The following is a 22,773-nucleotide window of genomic DNA, read 5'->3' as shown; positions in this document are numbered from 1 at the left end:
GACTCCTGTCACCGGATCAGCGCGTGGTCGCAGGTCAGCTGAGGGTCACCTGGCGGTTGGTGAGCCCGCCGCGCGCCCGGCGCTCTTCCGTGGTCAGCGGGGCGTCCGAGGCCAGAGCCGTGGCCAGCCGCTCAGCGAACTCCGCGGCGGGCTTCTCGACATCGTCGGCCGTGACGCCGGTGGGCAGGTCCCAGACCGGAACCATCAGGCCGTGCGCGCGGAAGGAACCGACGAGCTTCGTGCCCTCGCCGAGCGAGGACGTGCCGGCCGCGTGCAGCCGCGCGAGGGCGTCGAGCAGCTTCTCCTCGGGGTGCGGCATGACCCAGCGCAGGTGGTTCTTCTCCGGGGTCTCGCACCAGTAGGACGCGTCCACGCCCGTCAGCTTGACGGTGGGGATGGCGGCCGCGTTGGCGCGTTCCAGCGACGCGGCGATCTCCGGGGAAGCGCTCTGGGCGCTCTCCGATTCCGGAATCCAGAATTCGAAGCCGCTGTGCACAACCGGCTCGAAAACGCCGTCGGTGTCCAGGAGATCCTGAAGTCGCGGCCCCTCGGCCGGAACCCGGCGCGCCGGAACCGGAGTACCCGGCTCCGCTACGAGCGCACGCTCCAGGGTGTCGGCCATGTCGCGGCCGAGGTCCCCGGTGGAGGAGTCGTTCTGCAGGCCGAGGAGGACGGAGCCGTCCTCGCGGCGCAGCGCCGGCCAGGCCATGGGGAGCACGGTGACCAGCGTGACGGAGGGGACGCCCTCGGGCAGGCCGCCCTTGAGGGACAGCGGGACGGTGGCCGCGGGCACGAGCTCGCGCAGCGCGACCCAGTCGCACTCGCCCGGCAGGCCCTCGAAGGGGCGGCGTACGTGCTCGGTGACGGCGTGTGCGGCGGCTGCGCCGTGGCAGGCCTTGTAGCGGCGCCCGGATCCGCAGGGGCAGGGCTCGCGTGCGCCCACCACCGGGATTTCACCGTTGTTGAGCTGCGGCTTTGCAGTCTTGGCTGCGGGGCGCTTCTTGGCCATCGTGCGTGTCTCCCGGTTGCGGCGGTACGGCGTCTTGTCTGGGCGCGAGCCTAGCCGTTCGTACCGCCGGAACCGGTGGGGTGCGGCCGGGAGCACGGTCGGCGTGCGCTCCCGGACGGCCGCCTCTGCGATGCCCGGTACTGCTGTGGTGATCTTCGTATGTCGTGATGTTCGATTGTCGTGCGGTTCGCGGTCGGGGATCCCGAGTTCACGGATCCAGGTCGTCGAACGCCGTACTGAAGTCGATCGCCGGGGGCGCAACGCGCGTAGCGAAATCGTCGTGCCGGGGCCCACAGGCAACGATCACCCACACGGTGACCTCACCCGCCGCTCCATCCCGGACACCCCAGTCCTGGGCCAGCGCGCTGATGATGTTCAGCCCGCGGCCGCCGCGCGCGGTGACCGAAGGCGTGGCCGGGACCGGGCGGGTGGGTCCGCCCCCGTCCGTGACCTCGACCGTCAGTCGCCCCGCTATGTCGACGCGCCATGCGGCGCGTATCTCCCCGTCCCCGACTTCCCGCGCGCCCAGTGGCCTGCCGTGTCGACAAGCGTTGCTGAGCAGTTCGGAAAGGATCAGTACGGCATCGTCCACGACCGATTCGGACACCCCGCTGATGCGCAACTGCTCACGCATCCGGTGTCTCGCCTCGCCCACGCCCGCAGGACCATGGCGTACATCCATGCACGACGACGTGGGCACTTCCTGTGCCACCACCAACGCCACCCCCGGAACCTCCTTAGCCCCACGCATGGTCTGGATGCCCCAATGGCCTGGACCGGAAACCGTCGAAGTGGAGCCCCCTGACGCATTCGTGCCGACCGGATGCGGAGCGGATGCGCCGGGGCACACCCTGTTACCAGCGGTGCGCGGGGGGTTGGTGGGCAAAGCGGGACGTCAGCGCCCCAGTTGGGACAGAACCTGACGCGGCCTGTTCGTGATGATCGCTTCTACACCCAGATCAGCGCACAGCTGAACGTCTTCGGGATCGTTCACTGTCCATACGTGTACGGAATGGCCCGCGCCCTGGAGCTTGCGGATGAAGCCGGGGTGGTTGCGCACGATCCGCATTCCAGGACCGGCGATCTTCACTCCGGCGGGCAGCCGGCCGTCGCGCATCCGGGGCGAGATGAACTGCATCAGGTACACGGTCGGGATCGTCGGGGCGGCCGCCCGTACCCGGTGCAGGGAGCGGGCCGAGAAGCTCATCACCCGCACCGGGTGCGGGCCCTCGGCGGCGGGGGCGTCCAGGCCGAAGCGCTTGAGCAGGAAGAGGAGGCGCTCCTCCACCTGTCCGGCCCAGCGGGTCGGATGCTTCGTCTCGATCGCGAGCTGCACCGGCCGTCCGGCATCGGATGTCAGCTCCAGCAGACGTTCCAGGGTGAGGACGGAGGTGAGCTCGGGGTCCGCGTCCCAGTCGGGGGACTCCTCGCGGTCCCTCCAGGAGCCGAAGTCGAGGGCGGCGAGATCGGCCAGCTCCAGGGCGGAGACGGCGCCGCGGCCGTTGGAGGTGCGGTTCACCCGGCGGTCGTGGACCAGGACCAGATGGCCGTCGGCGGTGAGCCGGACATCGCATTCGAGGGCATCGGCACCGTCCTCGATGGCCTTGCGGTAGGCGGCCAGGGTGTGCTCGGGGGCATCCTCCGAGGCACCTCGGTGGGCGACGACCTGGATGGGGCGCGGCGTTGCGTGGGTCACTGGGTCATGGTGCCACCGACAGGCAGGCCGACGTCGAGACCAGGTCCTGCGGATGCGTCCGAAATGCCGGATATAAAGAATGGCAGGAGATGCACAGGTCCGGCTTACAGTGCTCTGACGGGCCATGGGAAAGGCTTTGCCCAGGAACTTGTGCGGTACGTCGAACGTTCAGTCGGCCCGATACGCCAGAGATTTCTGAAGCCGTGTGTGACGAGGAGAGAGCGCTGTGAGCACCGAGAACGAGGGCACCGCGGCCCCCACACCCCCCGCGGCCCCGTCCGCACCCCCTGCTCCGGCCTCCGAGACGCAGGCGGCCGGACAGGCGCCCGCCGCCGCCGAGCCGGTGACCCAGCAGCTGCCGCATACGGCGGCGCCCGGAACCGAGCCGACCCAGCAGATTCCGCACGATCCCGAGCCCCCGGCCGCGGCTCCGGCCGCTCCGGTTGCTCCGGCCGCGGCTCCTGCTCCGGCGTACGGTCAGTCCCCCGCGGCGACTCAGGCCCCGGCCGCCCACGGAGCCGAGGGCTGGCCGCCCCCGCCCACGATGCCCGCTTACGGTGCGGGCGGCGGCCACGGCGGCGGCGCCTGGGGCGCTCCCCTCGGTGCGGACGGCGCCCTGCCGGCCAAGCCGAAGGGCAAGGGCGGCCTGATCGCGGCCGTGCTCGTGGCGGCACTCCTGGCCGGCGGCATCGGCGGCGGCGTGGGCTACTGGGCCGCCGACCGGAGCAACGGCGGCGCCGGCTCGACCACGATCAGCGCGGGCAACACCCCGAAGGAACTCAAGCGGGATGCCGGCTCCATCGCGGGCCTCGCCGCGGGCGCGCTGCCCAGCGTGGTCACCATCGAGGCCTCGGCCGGCGACGGCGAGGGCGGAACCGGCACCGGGTTCGTCTACGACCAGCAGGGCCACATCCTCACCAACAACCACGTCGTGGCCTCCGCCGCGAACGGCGGCAAGCTCACCGCCACCTTCTCCGACGGCAAGAAGTACGACGCCGAGGTGGTGGGCCGGGCCCAGGGCTACGACGTCGCCGTCCTGAAGCTGAAGAACCCGCCCGCCGGCCTCAAGCCGCTGCCGCTCGGCGACTCCGAAAAGGTCGCGGTCGGCGACTCGACCATTGCGATCGGCGCCCCCTTCGGCCTGTCCAACACGGTCACCACCGGCATCGTGAGCGCCAAGAACCGCCCGGTCGCCTCCGGGGACGGCTCCGGCGGCAAGAACTCGTACATGAGCGCGCTCCAGACGGACGCCTCGATCAACCCGGGCAACTCCGGCGGCCCCCTCCTCGACGGGCGCGGTGCCGTCATCGGCATCAACTCCGCGATCCAGTCGGCGGGCAACGGCGGCTTCGGCGGCGGTCAGGCCGGTTCGATCGGCCTCGGCTTCGCCATCCCGATCAACCAGGCGAAGAACGTCGCCGAGTCGCTGATCAAGACGGGCAAGCCCGTCTACCCGGTGATCTCGGTCTCCGTGGACCTCCAGTCCAAGGCCGAGGGCGCCAAGATCTCCGAGCAGGGCGCGGCCGCCAACGACCTGGTCGACCCGAACGGCCCGGCCGGCAAGGCGGGTCTCAAGCCCGGCGACATCATCACCGAGTTCGGCGGCAAGCCGGTCGACAGCGGCCCGACCCTCATCAGCATGATCTGGACGTACCAGCCCGGCGACACGGTGAAGCTGACGTACCTGCGCGGCGGAAAGCCGAGCACGGTCGACATCACCCTCGGCTCGCGGGTCGGAGACAAGTAACGGCCGCGCAGCGCGGACTGGCTTGATGGGGAGGGGCCGTGGGCGGGATTCCGCCTACGGCCCCTCCCAACGTCCGCTTATGCTTCAGAGGTGTTCGATTCCCGGCACATTCGGACGTTCCACACCGTGGTCGCCTCCGGCTCCTACTCGGCGGCCGCCCGCGTGCTGGGGTACACCCAGCCCGCCATCACCCAGCAGATGAAGGCGCTCGAACGCGCCGTCGGAACCCCGCTGTTCACGCGCGTGGGCCGGAAGATGCAGCTCACCGAGGCCGGGGAGTCCCTGTCGCGGCACGCCGAGACCATCCTCGGCAGCCTCTCCGCCGCCGAGGCGCAGCTGAAGGCGTACGCACGCCTGCGCACCGGGCGGGTCCGGCTGTGCGGATTTCCCAGCGCCAACGTCACCCTCGTCCCAGAGGCCTTGAGCGGCCTGGCCAAGGATCATCCGGGCGTGCAGGTGGAGTTGCTGGAGGGGGAACCTCCGGAGTCGCTGCGCCGACTGGAGCGCGGGGAGTGCGACATCACCCTGGCCTTCACCTATCCCGGACTGCACGAGGAGATCCCGGAGGAGGTCGCCGAGGTCAGGCTGCTGGAGGACCAGCTGACGGTGCTGCTCCCGACCGGGCACCCGCTGGCCCGTCGCCGCGCCGTACACCTGGCCGACCTCGCCGAGGAGCAGTGGATCGCCGGCTGCCCGCGGTGCCGGGCCAACCTGCTGCACGAGTGCGCGGAACTGGGCTTCGTGCCCGACATCCGGTTCGCCACCGACGACAACCTGGTGGTGCAGAGCCTGGTCGGACAGGGGCTGGGCGTGGCCATGATGCCCGCACTGGTGCTTCCCTCGCTCTCGCTGAACCGCGTCTGCGGGCGGGCGCTCCAGCCCGCCGCCCGCCGCCACATCGCCGCTTACGTCTACCGCGACCACCTGCGGGTTCCGGCGACGGCCGTGGTGCTCGGCGCACTGAAGAGCGTGGCCGCGAACCGGGTCGGCTGCTGACCAACCCATAAGCAGAGCTTGGGATTTTGGGTCAGAACTGTCGTTGGACGTGATGAAACGGCAGCAGGACGCTGCCGGTATGACCACCACCAGCACGCCGGCCCGTACGACCACGAGGATGGCCGCCCTCGTCAGTGAGATCCGCACGGTCGTGGACCGGGGCCTGGCTCCCGACCTCACCGCGTACCTGGTGGGCGAACGCCTTGCCCCGCATCTGGGCGCGCCTGACCTGCTGACCCCGGCGCAGCAGGAAGGCGACCCGGAACGGTACCGGCAGCACGTCCTGCACGCCGAGTCCGACGGCAGCTTCTCGGTGGTGGCGTTGGTCTGGCTGCCGGGCCAGGAGACCTGCATCCACGACCACGTGTCGTGGTGCGTGGCCGGGGTGCACCAGGGCGAGGAGAGCGAACGCCGTTACCGGCTCTCGCCCGGACCGGACGCCGCCCGGCTGGTGGCCACCGAGGACGTGGTCAACGGACAGGGCGAGGTCTGCGGATTCGCCCCGCCCGGCGACATCCACAAGGTGCGCAACTCCTGTCGTACGAAGGCGATATCCCTGCATGTGTACGGAGCCGACGTCTCCCGGCTGGGCACCAGCATCCGCCGCGTCTACACGCTCCCCGTCGGCTGATGGCGCTCCTCCACCGCCCCCAGAGCGCGGCGGTCCGGCATGTTTCACTGGGGGCACCCCCAGCGGTAGCTGGGGGAGAAACATCCTCCGTCTGGCCGGGGTTGGCGGCGGCCGCGGGCGGAGCGCTGGCGGCCTGGTGCATCCACCGGGTGGTGCCCGCCGTGCCTATGCTGACCGCGTCGGTGGTACTGGGCATCGCCGTGGCGCATCTCCCCGGGCTGCGGGGCTACGTACGGGGAACGGCCCGTCCTGGCCTCTCCCTGGCGGGGCGGCGGCTGATGCGGATCGGCATCGTCCTGCTCGGCCTCGGCCTGGGGCTGGACCAGGTCCTCCGGCTCGGCTGGGCGATGGTCGCCATGGTGGCCGGGGTGGTCGCGGCCACCTTCTTCGGCACCCTCTGGCTCGGGCGTCGCCTCGGACTCCCCGGCGACCAGCCGTTGTTGATCGCCACCGGGTACTCGATCTGCGGGGCCTCGGCGATCGGCGCGGTGAGCGAGGTGTCGGGCAGCGACGAGGAGGACGTTGCCGCCTCGGTGGCGCTGGTGACCCTGTGCGGGACGCTCGCCATCGCGGTGCTTCCCCTGCTGCAAGGGCCCCTGGGGCTCTCCGACCCCGCCTTCGGGCGCTGGGTCGGCGCGAGCGTCCACGACGTCGGCCAGGTCGTGGCCACCGCGCAGACCGCAGGCCCGGGTGCCCTCGGCGAGGCGGTGCTGGTCAAGCTGATGCGGGTGGCGTTGCTCGCCCCGCTGGTGGCGGCCGTCGCCTTCTCCGTACGGGCCCGGCGGCGCGGCGTGCGCACGGCCTCGGGTCGCCGGCCTGCCCCGGTGCCGCTGTTCGTGGCCGGGTTCCTGGCCGCGGCGGCCCTGCGCGCCACGGGGGCACTGCCCGACCTGGCACTGGAGTGGGCGCACACCGCGCAGGAGGCCCTGCTCGCGGCGGCCCTGTTCGGTCTGGGCAGCGCGGTGCACCTGCCGACCTTGGCCCGGACCGGCGGGCGGGCCGCGGTGCTCGGACTCGGCGCCTGGGTGGTGGTCGCGGGGGTCTCGTACGCGGGCGTGCTGCTCACGGCATGACCGCGGGAAGGAAGGGAGTTGGCCATTTCATGGCCGGAACCGACCGAACGTTCTGACTGCCCCCTGACAATGACGCGCGGCCGTGCCACTCTGCCCGGCAAGCGCAGAGCGCACGGCAAACACCGCACGGCACACACCGCACAGCGCACCCGGCACACCGCACAGCCGATCCGCACCGACCGTTCTTCACCCCCACCCTGCCCTGGTCCGACCGACAGGACCGGACCGGGCACGGCAGAAGGAGTCATGCGTGAATCGTCATCGCATTGCCGCATCCGTCCTCTTATCGGCAGGCGCCCTGATCGCGGGGGTCCTGACCGCGGCCTCCCCCTCGGTCGCGGCAGACACCCCCGCGTCCTTCCGGCAGCAGCACACCCAGGGCTTCTGGACCGCCGAGCGGATGCGGGGCGCGACCCCGCTCGACGTCACGGCGGCCCCCGGCGCGGCCCGTACGCCGGCCGCCACCACGGCCGCCCCCACCCACATCGCCCCGACGGCCGCCTCCGCGTCCCCCACCGCCTTCCCGCAGGCGGGCGGCGCCTGGACGGGCGCCGGAGCGGTGGTGAAGACCTCGGGCCGGGTCTTCTTCACCATGGGAGACCGGACCGCTTCCTGCTCCGGCGACTCGGTCACCAGCGCGAACGGCAGCACGGTCATCACGGCCGGCCACTGCGTGAAGTACCAGGGGGCCTGGCACACCAACTGGGTCTTCGTCCCCGCCTACAACAACGGCAGCGCGCCCTACGGCCAGTGGTCGGCCACCAAGACCTTCGCCACCGACCAGTGGGCCGCCAGCGAGGACATGAACATGGACGTCGGCCTCGCCGTCGTCGCCCCGCTGAACGGCCAGACCCTGAGCCAGGCCGTCGGCGCCCAGGGCATCCTCTTCAACGGTGGCTACAACAAGAAGATGTACTCCTTCGGCTTCCCCGCGGCGGCCCCGTACGACGGCACCAAGCTCGTCTACTGCAGCGGCAACAGCGGCAAGGACTTCCTGCTGACCAAGGACCACAGCCTGGCCTGCAACATGACCGGCGGCTCCAGCGGCGGCCCCTGGTTCCAGGACTTCAACGAGAGCACCGGCCTCGGCACCCAGGTCTCGGTGAACAGCTTCGGCTACACCTTCCTGCCGAACCGGATGTACGGCCCGTACTTCGGCAACGAGGCGAAGGCCGCCTACGACAAGGCCCAGACCGCCTGACCCCTCACCCGCACCCGCCATCCCCACCTGGCCGGTACTCTGTACCGGCCAGGTGGGTTGCCCGAGCGGCCTAAGGGAACGGTCTTGAAAACCGTCGTGGCGCGAGTCACCGTGGGTTCAAATCCCACACCCACCGCAGCAGGTCAGAGAACTGACCGGTCAGAGGGCGGGTCCCCGATCCGGGGGCCCGCCCTCTGCGTTCATCCTGGTCAGCGCCGGGATCCCCCGCGTCCCGGCGCTGACCAGTGCATATGGGCCAGGAAGCAGCCGACACGCCCAGGCCGCGAGCGGGACCTCAGCGGCCGTTGGCGTCACCGCCCTCTCGACGCCTGCGCCTGCGAGCGCCGAGGGCTCCCGCCAAACCGATCAAGCCGCCGGTGATCGCGCCGGACACAAGGATGCGCAGCAGGTCTTCCATCGAGTACTCCCCCTCTGGGCAACTACGAACGGGGACACTATCGACGTGCGGACGGCCTGGCTTGGACAAATTTGACCTCGCCTCTCACAGGGCGAGGGCTCCCTCCGCCACGCGGCCAGCGGCCATCTGGCCGGGGGTGGTCTCGGCCAGGGCGCGGAACTCGCGGTTGAGGTGGGCCTGGTCGTAGAAGCCACAGACAGCGCTCACTTCGGTGAGGTTCGCGTCCTCGCGCGTGAGCAGCCTCACGGCACGGTGGAAGCGCAGCACGCGGGCGGACATCTTGGGTGTCAGGCCGATCTGTTCGGTGAACCGGCGGACGAGGTAGCCCTGGCTCCAGCCCACTTCGGCCGCGATTCGGCCGACCGGGATCGCCCCGCCGGCACGGGCCAGCAGGTGCCAGGCATGGCTCACCTCGGGCGCGGGATCCGGGCCATGCGCCAGCCGGGCCGACAGAGCCATGTCCAGCAGGTCGAACCGGGCTCCCCAGTCGCTGGTGGCTTCCAGCTGCTCCACCAGCACTGCGGTCTGGGGTCCAAGGACGTCGCAGAGCTCGACCACCCTGTTGGTCAACTCGCTCATCGGCACGGCGAACAGCCGAAAGGCGCCCAACGGGGTCAGCTCGAGCCGAATCGCCTCCTGGCCGCCAGGATGGTCACACACCCGGGGCCCGTCCTCCAGACCCGCGACCAGCGAGCCGGTCACCAGGCTGTTCGGGCTCGCGTCCCCCAGCCGGCAGACCTGGGCGAACGGTTCCCCGAGGCTGATCACCACGACGGCTCGACCCGTGGGCACCAGCCGCACCCGATAGGGCGAGGCCGCCGCCTCCCAGTAGCCGGCGTAGCTGTGCACAAACGGGCGCAACTGGGGAGGCCACGGCCGGGTCACCCGCCACCGATCACCCACCCGAGTCATCTCGACTCCCCGACCGGTCATGCCCGTGCTTCCGATCACCGGCATATCCCTCTCCCTCCCGTGGCGACGAACGCCCAGCGCCGCCCGAGCGCCGCCCCAGCCCCGTGAGAAGTCGGTGCACCCCGGCTCCCGCAACACTTCCAGATGAACGAGGAGCCCGTGCATGTCCGTCCCCCTCGCCGGAAGCGTTCCCCGCCAGGGGGTAAGAGGCGCGACGTATTTTCCGACTTGCCGACGTGCCAGGCGCGTGCTGCTGCGGGATTCCGGGCCCTGACGTGGCATGAAGGCGCAGGTCAGGATGGTTCCGGGTGCCGCGGAGGCGCTTCTTCGCCGCTGGAGACGACTCCGATGGCTGGTCCTTCCGAGTGGTGTTTGTCGGAAGATCGGCGCGGGTTGTGGGGGTGGTGCGGTTGCGGGCACATCATGACGAATGTATTCAGATCCGCCCGTCGCAACATCTTGAAACGAGGCACCCGTCATGGCTCAGCGCAGCATCCTCACCTCGATCTGGACCTCCGTCCTCGCAGCCCTCGTGGCTCTTCTCGGCTCCCTCGGTATCGGTGGGAAGGCCGCTCCGGCCGCCGCTTCCGTCTCTGCCCCCGACGCCCCGGCCGCTGCTGTGCGCCGTCCGGCCTTCACGGCCCGGCGGACCTGGCGGGCGATGATGCGGGGCGGATCGCTGCCGCCGACCATCAAGCAGCGGATCCGCGCCGAGGCGCACGGCAAGACCCCGTCCGTCCGTCGCTCGACCACCGCCGCGGCCATGGGTGCCGGACCGGGAACCGCCTCCCGAGCCCTGACCCAGGTCAGCGCCCCGACCGGAGCCACCGCCGGAGTCCCCGCCGGAGCCGCCCGGGAAGTGCTCGCGCTCGCCGCGTAGGCGCAGGCGTAGGTCCGAACTCGTACCCGTACCTGTACTCGTACTTGTCCCGCGGGAGTCGCGGGATCCGGATTCGCCGGCGTACGCGCCGCCTCCGGGCAGAACGGTCGGAACAGGCGCTGGAGCCCGGTCACGTGTGACCGAGGATCGCGCCGCGTGGTGCCCCGGAGCGGGGCACGGATGGATTGCCCCGGCGGGCGCCGGGGGCGTGCAGGGGGCGCAAAGCTTGGTATCGCAGGGCCGCAAGCCCGGGAGACGGTGGGGTTCCCGGACGGCGCGGCCCTTTTCGGCATGTCCGGGACACGGCGGTTTGGTGGAACGCTTCATCCCTTGTGGGGCAGGCGTTGCAGCAGGTTCCTGAGTGCTGACCTGGGGCGCCGGGGGCGTGAAGGGGGTTTATCCGATGTTGCTCATGCTTGCGGGGGAATCGCAGACTCCGGGGTGGTTCGCCGGGGATTCGGTGGGCAACTCTGATCTCGCGACGTCGTCAGCACGCAGAACGACCGAGGCGGTCGGCCAACTGCCTTGGAGCAAGTCCCACTTCGGTTTTCTGGAGGATTCAGACATGGCAAGCATCCGTACCGCCCGCGTCATCGCCGCCGTCGCCGCGCTCCCCCTCGCCGTCGCCCTGTTCGGCGGGGCGGCCTCGGCCGACAACGGCTCCTTCGCGAACGACGGATCGAATGCGAGCGTCGCCAGCATCATCGGCAGCGGCGTGGGCGGCAACAACAACGGCAACTCGTCCACATCGCAGCAGGTGGCCACCGGTTCCGGCGCCTCCAACCAGAACAACACCGCGCAGGTCAACGGCTCGGCCTTCACCGCGATCGACCAGTCCAACTCGAACGTCGCCCTCAACTTCCACCCCTGGTGGTAGCCGCGGCCTGAGCGGTTCCGACTGATGAGGGCGCCTGTGCGACCGGACCGGCTGGGGTCCGGTAGCGCAGGCGCCCTCGCGCATGCCCGCCCAGCCACTCCCCGACCTTGACACCACAGGTGAATCTGACGGACAGTCAGGTTTACTCGATGATGTGATGCCGGGAGGCCAGCGCCGTGCACCTCGCCCCGACCGAAGGCCAGTTGCGGCTGCGCGCCGAACTGCGGGAGTACTTCCAGGATCTGCTGCCGGACGGGGCCCCCGAGGACCCGGCCCGCCAGCGCGAACTGCTGCGCCGCATCGGCGCCGACGAACTGCTCGGTCTCGGCTGGCCCGTCGAGTACGGGGGCCAAGGGCGGGGCCCCGACGAACAGTTCGTCTTCTTCGACGAGGCCTACCGGGCCGGTGCACCCGTCTCGATGGTCACGCTCAACACGGTCGGCCCGACCCTGATGAAGTACGGGACCCAGGAGCAGAAGGACTACTTCCTGCCCCGGATCCTCAAGGGCGAGATCGTTTTCGCCATCGGATACTCCGAGCCCGAGGCAGGCACCGACCTCGCGGCCCTGCGCACCCGCGCCGTCCGCGAGGGCAATGAGGGCGGTAACGGCAGGGACGGCGGCGACGGCTGGGTCATCGACGGGCAGAAGATCTTCACCTCCAACGCCCAGAACGCGGACTGGATCTGGCTCGCCTGCCGCACCGACCCCGACGCCCCCAAGCACAAGGGCATCTCGATCATCCTGGTCCCCACCGACGCCCCCGGCTTCTCCTGGACCCCCATCGACACCGTCGGCGGGCTCACGACCACGGCGACGTACTACGACTCCGTGCGCGTGCCGGCCGGCAACCTCGTCGGCCCCGAGCACGGCGGCTGGGGTCTGATCACCAACCAGCTCAACCACGAGCGCGTGGCCCTCGCCGCCATCGGCATGCAGGCCGAGGACTTCTACGAGGCGGCCCTCGCCCATGCCCGCACCCCGGACCCGGTCACCGGCGACCGCCCCGCCGACCTCCCCTGGGTGCGGTCCCGGCTCGCCGAGGCGCACGCCCGGCTGGCCGCCGTACGCCTCCTCAACTGGCGCCTCGTCCAGGACGTGGGCGGCGGCACCCTGGCCCCCGGCGACGCCAGCGGCGTGAAGTTCCTCGGCACCGAATCCACCGTCGAGGTGTACCGGATGTGCCAGGAGGTGGTGGGCGAGGAGGCCCTCGTCCGCGGGCCCGCGGCCTTCGCGGGCGGCGAGCTGGAACGGATGAACCGGGCCGCCCAGATCAACACCTTCGGCGGCGGGGTCAGCGAGGTCCAGCGGGAGATCGTCGCCATGATGCGGCTCGGCATGAAAGGAAGGAAGCGATGACGGCAGACGCTGCCGGCACAGCCGAGGAGGCAGGCCGGTTCCACACCCTGCTCACGGCCTTCGAGGGGCAGCCCGCCGCCACCGCGGGCCGGGGCAAGGACGTGGTCAACCAGCCGATGATCCGCCACTGGTGCGAGGCGATGGGCGACGCCAACCCCGCCTACACCGGCCCGGACGCCATCGCTCCGCCCACCATGCTCCAGGCCTGGACGATGGGCGGCCTCTCCGGCCACACGGACCGCTCCTCCGCCTACGACGAGCTCTTCGCGCTCCTCGACGCCGCCGGCTTCACCTCCGTCGTCGCCACCGACTGCGAGCAGGAGTACCTGCGCCCGCTGCGCCCCGGCGACGCGATCACCTTCGACGCCGTCATCGAGTCCGTGTCGCCGCGCAAGACGACCAAACTGGGCACCGGCCACTTCGTGACCACCCGCATGGACATCCACGCGGACGGGGAGCTCGCCGGCACCCACCGCTTCCGGATCCTCAAGTACGCGCCGGCCGCCCGACCGCAGAAGAAGCCCAAGGCCCAGCGCCCACGTCCGGTGATCAACCGCGACAACGAGGGATTCTGGGACGGGGTCCGGGACCACAAGCTGCTGATCCAGCGCTGCACCGCCTGCGCCACCCTCCGATTCCCCTGGCTCCCCGGCTGCAACGCCTGCGCCTCCCCCGACTGGGACACCGTCGAGGCCTCCGGCGCAGGCACGGTCTTCAGCTACGTCGTCATGCACCATCCGCCGTTCCCCGCCTTCGACCCTCCTTACGCCGTGGCGCTCGTCGAACTCGCCGAAGGGGTCCGGATGGTCAGCAACATCACCGGCGTCCCCTACGACAAGGTGCGCATCGGCCTGCCCGTCCAACTGGAGTTCCTGCGCGTCGACGACGACCTCGAACTCCCCGTCTTCCGCGGGGGCGAGGGCTGATGGACTTCCACCCCACCGAGGAGCAGGCAGCCGCGGCCGGTCTCGCCGCCCGCATCTTCCGCGACCTCGCCACCCACGAACGCCTCGCCGCGGCCGGCACCGGCAGCGACGCCGAGCTGTGGAAGGCCCTCACCGCCTCCGGGCTGATCGCCGCCGTCCAGGACGTCGGCCTGCTGGGACTGGTCCTGCTGCTGGAGGAACAGGGCCGCACCACCGCGCAGGTCCCGTACGCCGCCACCTGCGTGTACGGGATGCTCCCGCTGCCCGCGCACGGCAGTGCCGAGCAGCGCGCCCGGCTGCTGCCCGCCCTGGAGACCGGCGAGGCGGTGGCCACCGGGGCCTTCCCGGCCCGCGGCCGGATCACAGCGGAGGACGGCAGGCTCACCGGGACCGCCCCCACCGTGCCCTGGCTGCGCGAGGCCACGCACGTGCTGGTCCCGGACGCGGACCGGGCGCTGTGGATCGTACGGACGGACGCGCCCGGCGTACGGACCTCCCCGGTGGAGACCACCGCCCCCTGGTCGGCGGGACGGCTGACCCTGACCGGCGCCCAGGCGGAACGACTCGGCGCCGAACAGGCCTACGACGAGGTCCTCGCCGCTGCCCGAACCGCCTTCGCCGGTCTCCAGGCGGGCGTCTGCGCGGGCTCGCTGGCCCGGGCGGTGGAGTACACCTCGACCCGCGAGCAGTTCGGCAGGCCGCTCTCCACCAACCAGGGGGTCATGCTGCGCGCGGCCGACGCGTACATGGACACCGAGGCGATCCGGGTCACCGCGTACGAGGCGGCCTGGCGCATCGACGAGGGGCTTCCGGCGCGCGAACACGTGCTGACGGCGGCCTGGTGGGCCTCGGAGGCGGGAAAGCGGGTCGTGCACGCGGGCCAGCACCTGCACGGCGGCATGGGCGCCGATCTGGACCACCCCGTCCACCGGCACTTCCTGTGGGGGCGCCAGCTGGACGCGTATCTGGGCTGCGGCAGCGAGCTGCTGGCCGAGCTGGGAGCTTCGATAGCCGAGGGGGAACACGCATGAAGGTCGGCGACACACTGCCGCCGCTGGAGATCCCGGTCACCCGCACGCTGATCGTGGCGGGTGCGATCGCCTCCCGCGACTACCAGGACGTGCACCACGACGCGGCGCTGGCGCGCGAGAAGGGCTCACCGGACATCTTCATGAACATCCTGACGACGAACGGCCTGGTCGGCCGCTACGTCACCGACCACCTCGGGCCGCACGCCGTGCTGCGCGGGGTGGCGATCCGGCTGGGCGCCCCCAACTACCCCGGCGACACGATGATCCTGACGGGCACCGTGACCGCCGTGGCCGGGACCACGGTCGAGATCCGCGTGGTCGGCGCCAACGGCATCGGCCACCACGTGACGGGAACCGTCACCGCGGAGGTGCCGGCATGAGCGTCCGCACGCGCGACGAACTCGGCGGCCGCGCCGCCATCGCCGGCATCGGCGCCACCGAGTTCTCCAAGGATTCCGGCCGCAGTGAGCTCAAGCTCGCCGTCGAGGCCGTGCATGCCGCCCTCGACGACGCCGGGCTCACCCCCGCCGACGTCGACGGCATGGTCACCTTCACGATGGACACCAGCCCCGAGATCACCGTCGCCCAGGCGGCCGGCATCGGGGACCTGTCCTTCTTCTCCCGCATCCACTACGGCGGCGGCGCGGCCTGCGCGACCGTCCAGCAGGCCGCCCTCGCCGTCGCCACCGGGGTCGCCGAGGTCGTGGTCTGCTACCGCGCCTTCAACGAGCGCTCCGGCCGCCGCTTCGGCTCCGGAGTCCAGCAGCGCGAGCCCTCTGCCGAGGGCGCGGCGCTCGGCTGGTCACTGCCCTGGGGGCTGCTCACGCCCGCCTCGTGGGTGGCCATGACGGCCCAGCGCTACCTGCACACGTACAACCTCACCCCGGAGGCCTTCGGGCACGTCGCGGTCACCGACCGCCGGCACGCCGCGAACAACCCCGCCGCGTACTTCCACGGCAAGCCCATCACCCTCGCCGACCACGCCGCCTCGCGCTGGATCGTGGAGCCGCTGCGGCTGCTGGACTGCTGCCAGGAGACCGACGGCGGCCAGGCCCTCGTCGTCACCACGGCCGAGCGGGCACGCGACCTGCGGCACGCGCCCGCCGTGATCACCGCTGCCGCGCAGGGCGCCGGCCGCCGGCAGGAGGGCATGACCTCCTTCTACCGCGACGACCTCACCGGGCTTGCCGAGATGGACGTGGTCGCGCGCCAGCTGTGGCGGACCAGCGGGCTGCGGCCCTCGGACATCGACGTCGGCATCCTCTACGACCACTTCACCCCGTTCGTGCTCATGCAGCTGGAGGAGTTCGGCTTCTGCAAGCCGGGCGAGGCCGGCGATTTCGTGGCCGCGGACGCACTGCCGCTCAACACCCACGGCGGCCAGCTGGGCGAGGCCTACCTGCACGGCATGAACGGCATCGCCGAGGCCGTCCGCCAGCTGCGCGGCAGCTCCGTCAACCAGGTCGCGGGGGCGGAGCACGTACTGGTCACAGCCGGTACCGGCGTGCCGACCTCCGGGCTGATCCTCGGAGCCGACGGCTGAGACCGGCCTTCCGCCGGGCCCTGCCTTCTCCACCTTCAGAGGGTGGGGTTTGCCCTACTCCTACAACCTGAGGCGGATCCCCCTTCGGCACTTGCGGCCGATCCCAGGGCGGGCGGGCGCTCCTAGCGTGGAGGCATGACCACGCCTGTGTGCACGCTCGCCTCGAACCCGACGCCGTACCCGTCGTTCTCGGCGTACGTCCGGACCCGCGGCACGGTCCTGATGCGCACCGCGCGCTCCCTCACCGCCAACCCGTGCGATGCGGAGGACCTGCTCCAGACGGCCCTCGCGAAGACGTACATGGCCTGGGACCGCATCGAGGACCACCGCGCCCTCGACGGATACGTCCGGCGCGCCCTCGTCAACACCCGTACCTCCCAGTGGCGCAAGCGCAAGGTGGACGAGTTCGCCTGCGACGAGCTCCCGGAGACCGAGGATGCCCCGGCCGCCGACCCCGCGGAGGCGCAGGCCCTGCGCGACGCGATGTGGCGCGCGGTGACCCGGCTGCCCGACCGGCAGCGGGCCATGGTCGTCCTGCGCTACTACGAGGACCTCAGCGAGGTGCAGACCGCCGAGCTGCTGGGGGTTTCGGTCGGCACGGTGAAGAGCGCCGTCTCCCGCGCGCTGGGCAAGCTCCGAGAGGACCCGGAGCTCACCCCGGTCAGGTGAGCATGACGTTTGAGCCGGGCGATGTTTCACGTGAAACGAGAGGATGTTTCACGTGAAACACGGCGCGGTTTCTACTCCCGGGTAGTGACATGCCGACCGGTACGTGCGCAGAATCGGCAGCATCCGTAGCCGCCGCAGCGCCGCAGCGCTCACCGGGAGGACGCTTTGCTGAGCACCATGCAGGACGTACCACTCCTCGTCACCCGCATACTCCAGCACGGGATGACGATCCACGGGAAGTCCCAGGTCACGACCTGGACCGGGGAGGCTGAGCCGCACCGCCGAAGCTTCGCCGAGATCGGCACCCGCGCCACCCGCCTCGCGAATGCCCTGCGCGACGAGCTCGGTGTGCAGCAGGACGACCGTGTAGCAACCCTCATGTGGAACAACTCGGAGCACATCGAGGCATACTTCGCGATCCCGTCCATGGGCGCGGTCCTGCACACCCTCAACCTGCGGCTCCCTCCCGAGCAGCTGGTCTTCATCGTCAACCACGCCGCCGACCGGGTCGTCCTGGTCAACGGCACCCTGCTGCCCCTGCTGGTGCCGCTGCTGCCGCACCTGCCGACCATCGAGCACGTCGTGGTCTCGGGCGTCGGCGACCGCTCCGCGCTCGCGGGCATGGACGTACGCGTGCACGAGTACGAGGAGCTGCTCGAGGGCCGCCCCGACAGCTACGACTGGCCCGAGCTGGACGAACGCCAGGCGGCGGCCATGTGTTACACCTCCGGTACCACCGGGGACCCGAAGGGCGTCGTCTACTCGCACCGCTCGATCTACCTGCACTCCATGCAGGTCAACATGGCCGAGTCGATGGGTCTGACCGACAAGGACACCACCCTCGTCGTGGTCCCGCAGTTCCACGTGAACGCGTGGGGGCTGCCGCACGCCACCTTCATGACCGGCATCAACATGCTGATGCCGGACCGGTTCCTCCAGCCCGCCCCGCTCGCCGAGATGATCGAGCGGGAGAAGCCGACGCACGCCGCGGCCGTCCCCACCATCTGGCAGGGGCTCCTCGCCGAGGTCACCGCCAACCCGCGCGACCTGAGCTCGATGAAGCACGTCACCATAGGCGGCTCGGCCTGTCCGCCCTCCCTGATGGAGGCCTACGACAAGCTCGGCGTCCGCGTCTGCCACGCCTGGGGCATGACCGAGACCTCCCCGCTGGGCACGATGGCGCACCCGCCGGCCGGTCTGAGCGCCGAGGAGGAGTGGCCCTACCGGCTCACCCAGGGCCGCTTCCCGGCAGGAGTCGAGGCCCGTCTGGTCGGCCCCGACGGCGGCATCCTGCCCTGGGACGGCGAATCCGCGGGCGAGCTGGAGGTGCGCGGCACGTGGATCGCGGGCGCTTACTACGGCGGGGCGTCCGGCGAACCCACCCGCCCCGAGGACAAGTTCAGCGCGGACGGCTGGCTCAAGACCGGCGACGTCGGTGTCATCAGCCCCGACGGCTTCCTCACCCTGACCGACCGGGCCAAGGACGTCATCAAGTCCGGCGGCGAGTGGATCTCCAGCGTGGAGCTGGAGAACGCGCTGATGGCCCACCCCGAGGTCGCCGAGGCCGCGGTCGTGGCCGTCCCCGACGACAAGTGGGGCGAGCGCCCGCTGGCCACCGTCGTCCTCAAGCAGGGCGCGACCGTCGACTACGTGGGGCTGCGCGCGTTCCTCGGCCAGTCCATCGCCAAGTGGCAGCTGCCGGAGCGCTGGACGATCATCGAGGCGGTCCCGAAGACCAGCGTCGGCAAGTTCGACAAGAAGGTGATCCGCAAGCAGTACGCGGACGGCGCGCTCGACGTCACGACGCTGGCCTGACCGCCCTCAGCCCTTGGTGAGCCATGGCCGCAGCAGCTTGCTGACGGCGGGCATGGCCACATAGGTCATCAGGGTGCTGAAGACGACGGCGAAGGCCGCCGTCCGCACCGCGAAGTGCAGATCCACCAGGTACGGCCCGAGCACCGCGTTGCCGATCAGTGAGATCGGGAAGATGGCCAGCCCCGAGCTGATCGCCATCTTCCACCGCGGCGGCGCGGGCCGGGTCGTACCCGGCTTGGCGAACCACGTCTCCATGCCGTGCAGTTCGCGGCGGGCTATTTCCGTGTGGTGGTGTCCGAGGCAGTTCGAGAACCACTCCGCCCGCTCCGCGGAGTCCTGCCAGCGCTGGAACGCCGCCTGGTTGCGGAAGCGGTGGACGAGGAACCACGGACCGCCCTCGGCCGCCGGGCGGAACAGCCCGTACCCGAGGTGATCCGGGAAACTCGCGGCCGTCTCCAGGATCCCGTGGGCCCAGGCCTCGAAGTTCTCCTCGTGCCCCGGCTCCACCTGCCGTGCGATCAGCAGGTTCACCTCCCCGTTGTCGGCGGGGACGGTGTGCTCGGTCGTGTGGGTCATGGCCATCGGGCCAGGATTACTAGTTGGTGCCGATCTTGGCCAGCAGGTCCACGATGCGGCCCTGTACGTCCGCCGTCGTGGCCCGTTCGGCGAGGAAGAGCACGCTCTCGCCGGACGCCAGCCGCGGCAGTTCGGACGGCTCGATGCCGGTCGTCGTGTAGACGACCAGCGGGGTGTGGTTCAGCTGCCCGTTGGCACGCAGCCAGTCCACGATCCCGGCCCGCCGACGGCGCACCTGCATCAGGTCCATGACGACCAGGTTGGGCCGTATCCGCGTAGCCAGTTCCACGGCGTCGGTGTCGGCGCCCGCCCTCGCGACCTGGAGGCCGCGCCGCTCCAGCGCGGCGGTCAGGGCGGTCGCGATCTCGTCGTGCTCTTCGATCAGCAGGACCCGGGAGGGGTGCTGCTCGCTGTCCCGCGGAGCGAGCGCCTTCAGCAGGACGGCCGGATCGGCGCCGTACGCCGCTTCGCGCGTGGCGTGCCCCAGCCCGGCCGTAACCAGCACGGGCACCTCGGCGGCCACCGCGGCCTGGCGCAGGGACTGCAGGGCGGTCCGGGTGATCGGCCCGGTCAGCGGATCGACGAACAGCGCGGCGGGGAACGCGGCGATCTGAGCGTCCACCTCCTCGCGGGAGTGCACGATCACCGGGCGGTAGCCGCGGTCGCTGAGCGCCTGCTGCGTCTGCACGTCGGGTGCGGGCCACACCAGCAGCCGTCGCGGGTTGTCCAGCGGCTCGGGCGGCAGCTCGTCGTCGACGGGCCGCGGCACGGGTCGGTTGACCACCTCGACGGCTCCGCCGGGGCCGTCCAGCGGCTCCGGGCCCTCGTCGGAGCCCGCCTCGGGGGCTCCTATGGCGAAGGCCCGTCCCTGGGGAGCGGGCTCGGAGAGCCGGCGGCGACGCCCGGAGCCCGAACCGCCGGGGTCCACGGAGATGCCCTGTCCGAGGGTGCCGAGGGCACGCACGCTGATCGGCTGCGCGGCCTGGCCCTCCGCCGGCGCGTCCTGCGGCTGCCTGGCCCCGGGAACCGCGACCTGGCCGGAGGCGGCCTCGTCGTCCTCCGGAGCGGTCCGCGCCGCCGGAACCGGCCAGGCCGGCGCGTTCGCCAGCGCCCGGCGCCGCCCGGTGGGATGTACGGGGTCCCCCTCGGCCGCGGCCGAGGGCACGGCCGACGGCACGGCGGGGGCTTCGTCCTCGGTGCTGGGCGCGCCCAGCACCCGGCGTCCGCGCCGCCCGCCGGGGGCCTCGGACTCAGCCTCGGCGGGAGCGGGGCGGAACCGGCCATCACGGGATCGTGCGGAGCCGTGGAAGAGGTGGTCGGGCCGGCGGGCAGGGCGAAGCCGCCCTCGGGGGCGATGGGCCGTGCGGGAGCCTGGGCGGGAGCGGGCGTCGGCCCGAGCCCGGTCGCCGGCACGGGACCACCGGGCTGCGCCGGACCGGCCGTACCCAGCGCGCGCCGCCGCCGGCGGGATGCTCCATCAACGGCACCGGGGGCACGGTGGGAACGGGAGGCAGCGCGGGCATGGCGGTGCCCTGCGGGGGCACGGGCTGCCCCGGGCCGCCTTCGCCGCTGCCGTCACCGGCGCGGCCACGGCGCCGGCCGGTGCCCAGCCCCGCCGGATTCACCGGGGACTGCGCGAGCTCCGGACCCGTCTCGGCCCCGGCCGCGGCCTCACCGGCGCGGCGTCGCCCGGACGGCAGCGCCAGCGCGGCGCCGCCCTCGGCGGCCTTCTCGGCCCCGGGCGCGCCGGAACCGGCGACGTCGTCCTCCAGGAAGGCGTCCACGCCGCGACGGGCCCGGCGTCCTCCGGAGACCCGGCCCGCGGCGGCCGTTTCGGCCGGGGGCTCCTCCGGCGGCTCGGGCAGGGTGACCGTCCCCGCGCCCGCGCCCAGCGGGAGCTCCAGCACGTACGCACCGCCGGGCGCGCCCGGCACCTCCACCGTCTGCAGCACGCCTCCGTGCGCGGCCACGATCCCTCGTACGATCGGCTCGTGGACCGGGTTGCCGCCCTCGTAGGGCCCGCGCACCTCGATCCGTACGACATCGCCGCGCTGCGCGGCGGCCACCACGATCGTCGAGTCGCTGTACCCGCTGCCCTGACGCGTCTTGCCGGTGGCGTCCACCCCGGCGACGTCCGCGACCAGGTGCGCGAGAGCGGTCGCGATCCGGTCCGCGTCGATCTCGGCCTCGATCGTCGGCGCGTGGACGGCGAACTGCGCACGGCCCGGGCCGATCAGCTCGACGGCGCCGTCGACGCCGGCCGTGACCACGCCGTTGATCAGGACTTTCTTCTTCTTGAGCCGGTCGGTACCGGAGTCCAGGCGCTGGAACCCGAGCACGTTGTCCACCAGCGTGGTCATCCGGGAGTACCCGGCGGCCAGGTGGTGCAGCAGCTGGTTGGCCTCGGGCCACAGCTGCCCCGCGTCATCGGCGGCCAGCGTCGCCAGTTCCCCGCGCAGCTCGTCCAGCGGCCCGCGCAGCGATTCGCCGAGCACGGCCAGCAGCTGTGCGTGGCGCGCGGCGAGGGCGTCGTAGCGCCGCCGGTCGGTGAAGGTCATGACGGCGCCGACGAGCTGCTCCCCGTCCCGTACGGGCGAGGTGGTGAGGTCCACGGCGACCGGCTGCCCGGCCTTGTTCCACAGCACCTGGCCGCGTACGCGGTGCTTGCGTCCGCTGCGCAGGGTGTCGGCGAGCGGGGACTCCTCGAAGGGGAACGGCGAGCCGTCGGCGCGCGAGTGCAGGACCAGCCCGTGCAGTTCGCGGTTGCCGAGGTCGGTGGCGCGGTAGCCGAGGATCTGGGCGGCGGCCGGATTGACCAGCACCACCCGTCCGTCGGTGTCGGTGCCGACGACGCCTTCGGCGGCGGCCCGCAGGATCATCTCGGTCTGACGCTGGGAGCGGGCCAGCTCGGCCTCGGTGTCCACGGTCTGCGAGAGGTCCCGTACGACGAGCATCAGCAGCTCGTCACCGGTGTAGGCGGGCTGCGGCTCGCGGTAGGCGTCGCGCCCGTCGAGGTGGGCGCTGGTGACCTCGACGGGGAACTCGGTGCCGTCGGTGCGGCGCCCGATCATCCGTGCGGGCTTGGCCCGGCCGCCCTCGTCCTCGCCGGGCCGGCGCATGGAGCCGGGGATCAGCTTGGAGTCGAATTCGGGCAGGAGGTCGAGCACGCCGCGGCCGACGAGCCCGGTGCCCGGGCTCTCCATGACCTCGAGAGCGATCGAATTCGCGTTGACGACAGTGCCGTTGGCGTTGACGAGCAACAGCGCGTCCGGAAGAGCGTCGAGTATTGCTGCGAGGCGAGCAGCGCCTCGGGATGGCCTGCTGCTCACGACGAGCTTCCTCCCTGACCACAACTACCGGCATGTCACGGGAGGAGTCTAAGGCCACAGTCCCCCGGGAAGGTGGACGATGTGTG

Annotated in this window: 19 protein-coding genes, 1 tRNA gene and 2 pseudogenes; 15 read left to right on the top strand and 7 right to left on the bottom strand. The window is 71.6% G+C overall.

What is annotated here, in order from left to right; genetic code table 11:
- Window positions 1–34: 34 nt before the first annotated feature.
- The 3 genes and pseudogenes from OHA89_RS18645 to OHA89_RS18635 form a co-directional block, all read right to left on the bottom strand.
- Entirely contained in the window at window positions 35–1,009 is a 975-nt protein-coding gene (locus OHA89_RS18645) for a DUF5926 family protein (protein WP_215139733.1), read from the bottom strand.
- A gap of 208 nt (window positions 1,010–1,217) precedes the next feature.
- Window positions 1,218–1,819 (bottom strand): annotated as a pseudogene (locus tag OHA89_RS18640) (ATP-binding protein).
- A gap of 85 nt (window positions 1,820–1,904) precedes the next feature.
- Window positions 1,905–2,705, bottom strand: a complete 801-nt coding sequence (locus OHA89_RS18635) for a glycerophosphodiester phosphodiesterase family protein (protein ID WP_257555295.1) — start codon at window positions 2,703–2,705, stop codon at window positions 1,905–1,907.
- A 226-nt stretch (window positions 2,706–2,931) separates the two neighbouring features.
- Here OHA89_RS18635 and OHA89_RS18630 point away from each other — a divergent pair, with 226 nt between their 5' ends.
- From OHA89_RS18630 to OHA89_RS18605, 6 genes are all read left to right on the top strand, one after another.
- The gene (locus OHA89_RS18630) at window positions 2,932–4,452 is read left to right on the top strand and encodes a S1C family serine protease (RefSeq protein WP_406366675.1); all 1,521 of its coding nucleotides are present in this window, start codon (window positions 2,932–2,934) and stop codon (window positions 4,450–4,452) included.
- Window positions 4,453–4,542: 90 nt separating this feature from the next.
- The gene (locus tag OHA89_RS18625) at window positions 4,543–5,448 is read left to right on the top strand and encodes a LysR family transcriptional regulator (protein WP_215139730.1); all 906 of its coding nucleotides are present in this window, start codon (window positions 4,543–4,545) and stop codon (window positions 5,446–5,448) included.
- A 79-nt stretch (window positions 5,449–5,527) separates the two neighbouring features.
- Window positions 5,528–6,079, top strand: a complete 552-nt coding sequence (locus OHA89_RS18620; protein ID WP_257555293.1) for a cysteine dioxygenase family protein — start codon at window positions 5,528–5,530, stop codon at window positions 6,077–6,079.
- On the top strand, window positions 6,079–7,152 hold the full coding sequence (locus OHA89_RS18615) for a YeiH family protein (protein ID WP_266608813.1): 1,074 nt from the start codon (window positions 6,079–6,081) through the stop codon (window positions 7,150–7,152). Before OHA89_RS18620 ends, OHA89_RS18615 begins: the two co-directional genes overlap by 1 nt.
- Window positions 7,153–7,402: 250 nt before the next feature.
- Window positions 7,403–8,353, top strand: a complete 951-nt coding sequence (locus OHA89_RS18610) for a serine protease (protein WP_266608811.1) — start codon at window positions 7,403–7,405, stop codon at window positions 8,351–8,353.
- Window positions 8,354–8,404: 51 nt separating this feature from the next.
- Window positions 8,405–8,489 (top strand) — tRNA-Ser (locus OHA89_RS18605).
- A 159-nt stretch (window positions 8,490–8,648) separates the two neighbouring features.
- On the opposite strand, the gene OHA89_RS18600 is transcribed toward OHA89_RS18605, so the two are convergent.
- Window positions 8,649–8,771: a hypothetical protein gene (locus OHA89_RS18600; RefSeq protein ID WP_257555289.1), complete on the bottom strand. Its 123-nt coding sequence runs from the start codon at window positions 8,769–8,771 to the stop codon at window positions 8,649–8,651.
- 84 nt (window positions 8,772–8,855) lie between these two features.
- Window positions 8,856–9,728 (bottom strand): helix-turn-helix domain-containing protein, encoded by an 873-nt coding sequence (locus tag OHA89_RS18595; protein WP_406366674.1) that lies wholly within the window; start codon window positions 9,726–9,728, stop codon window positions 8,856–8,858.
- Between the two features lie 433 nt (window positions 9,729–10,161).
- Here OHA89_RS18595 and OHA89_RS18590 point away from each other — a divergent pair, with 433 nt between their 5' ends.
- The 9 genes from OHA89_RS18590 (at window position 10,162) to OHA89_RS18550 (ending at window position 18,782) form a co-directional block, all read left to right on the top strand.
- A complete protein-coding gene (locus OHA89_RS18590) occupies window positions 10,162–10,563 on the top strand; it encodes a DUF6344 domain-containing protein (RefSeq protein ID WP_406366673.1) in 402 nt (133 codons plus the stop codon).
- 565 nt (window positions 10,564–11,128) lie between these two features.
- On the top strand, window positions 11,129–11,440 hold the full coding sequence (locus OHA89_RS18585; protein WP_266608805.1) for a hypothetical protein: 312 nt from the start codon (window positions 11,129–11,131) through the stop codon (window positions 11,438–11,440).
- 176 nt (window positions 11,441–11,616) lie between these two features.
- Complete coding sequence (locus OHA89_RS18580; RefSeq protein ID WP_266608802.1) at window positions 11,617–12,798, top strand: acyl-CoA dehydrogenase family protein; 1,182 nt, start codon at window positions 11,617–11,619, stop codon at window positions 12,796–12,798.
- Window positions 12,795–13,724, top strand: coding sequence for a bifunctional MaoC family dehydratase N-terminal/OB-fold nucleic acid binding domain-containing protein (locus OHA89_RS18575; RefSeq protein WP_266608800.1), 930 nt, complete (start codon window positions 12,795–12,797; stop codon window positions 13,722–13,724). The genes OHA89_RS18580 and OHA89_RS18575 overlap by 4 nt, the downstream gene beginning before the upstream one ends.
- Complete coding sequence (locus tag OHA89_RS18570; RefSeq protein WP_406366672.1) at window positions 13,724–14,755, top strand: acyl-CoA dehydrogenase family protein; 1,032 nt, start codon at window positions 13,724–13,726, stop codon at window positions 14,753–14,755. Before OHA89_RS18575 ends, OHA89_RS18570 begins: the two co-directional genes overlap by 1 nt.
- A complete protein-coding gene (locus tag OHA89_RS18565; protein WP_215139720.1) occupies window positions 14,752–15,135 on the top strand; it encodes a MaoC family dehydratase in 384 nt (127 codons plus the stop codon). Before OHA89_RS18570 ends, OHA89_RS18565 begins: the two co-directional genes overlap by 4 nt.
- A complete protein-coding gene (locus OHA89_RS18560; protein ID WP_266608796.1) occupies window positions 15,132–16,298 on the top strand; it encodes a lipid-transfer protein in 1,167 nt (388 codons plus the stop codon). The genes OHA89_RS18565 and OHA89_RS18560 overlap by 4 nt, the downstream gene beginning before the upstream one ends.
- 135 nt (window positions 16,299–16,433) lie before the next feature.
- On the top strand, window positions 16,434–16,967 hold the full coding sequence (locus OHA89_RS18555; protein ID WP_215139718.1) for a SigE family RNA polymerase sigma factor: 534 nt from the start codon (window positions 16,434–16,436) through the stop codon (window positions 16,965–16,967).
- 165 nt (window positions 16,968–17,132) lie between these two features.
- A complete protein-coding gene (locus tag OHA89_RS18550; protein ID WP_266608793.1) occupies window positions 17,133–18,782 on the top strand; it encodes a long-chain fatty acid--CoA ligase in 1,650 nt (549 codons plus the stop codon).
- Window positions 18,783–18,788: 6 nt separating this feature from the next.
- Here the strand turns inward: OHA89_RS18550 and OHA89_RS18545 are convergent, their stop codons facing one another.
- A complete protein-coding gene (locus OHA89_RS18545) occupies window positions 18,789–19,364 on the bottom strand; it encodes an antibiotic biosynthesis monooxygenase (protein WP_406366670.1) in 576 nt (191 codons plus the stop codon).
- Between the two features lie 13 nt (window positions 19,365–19,377).
- Window positions 19,378–22,687 (bottom strand): annotated as a pseudogene (locus OHA89_RS18540) (PAS domain-containing protein).
- Window positions 22,688–22,773: the final 86 nt, after the last annotated feature.

The organism is Streptomyces sp. NBC_01546 (assembly GCF_045208355.1).
Classification (GTDB): Bacteria; Actinomycetota; Actinomycetes; order Streptomycetales; family Streptomycetaceae; genus Streptomyces.
The sequence above is the reverse complement of the archived record's forward strand: the minus strand, read 5'-3'. Positions and strand labels throughout refer to the sequence as shown.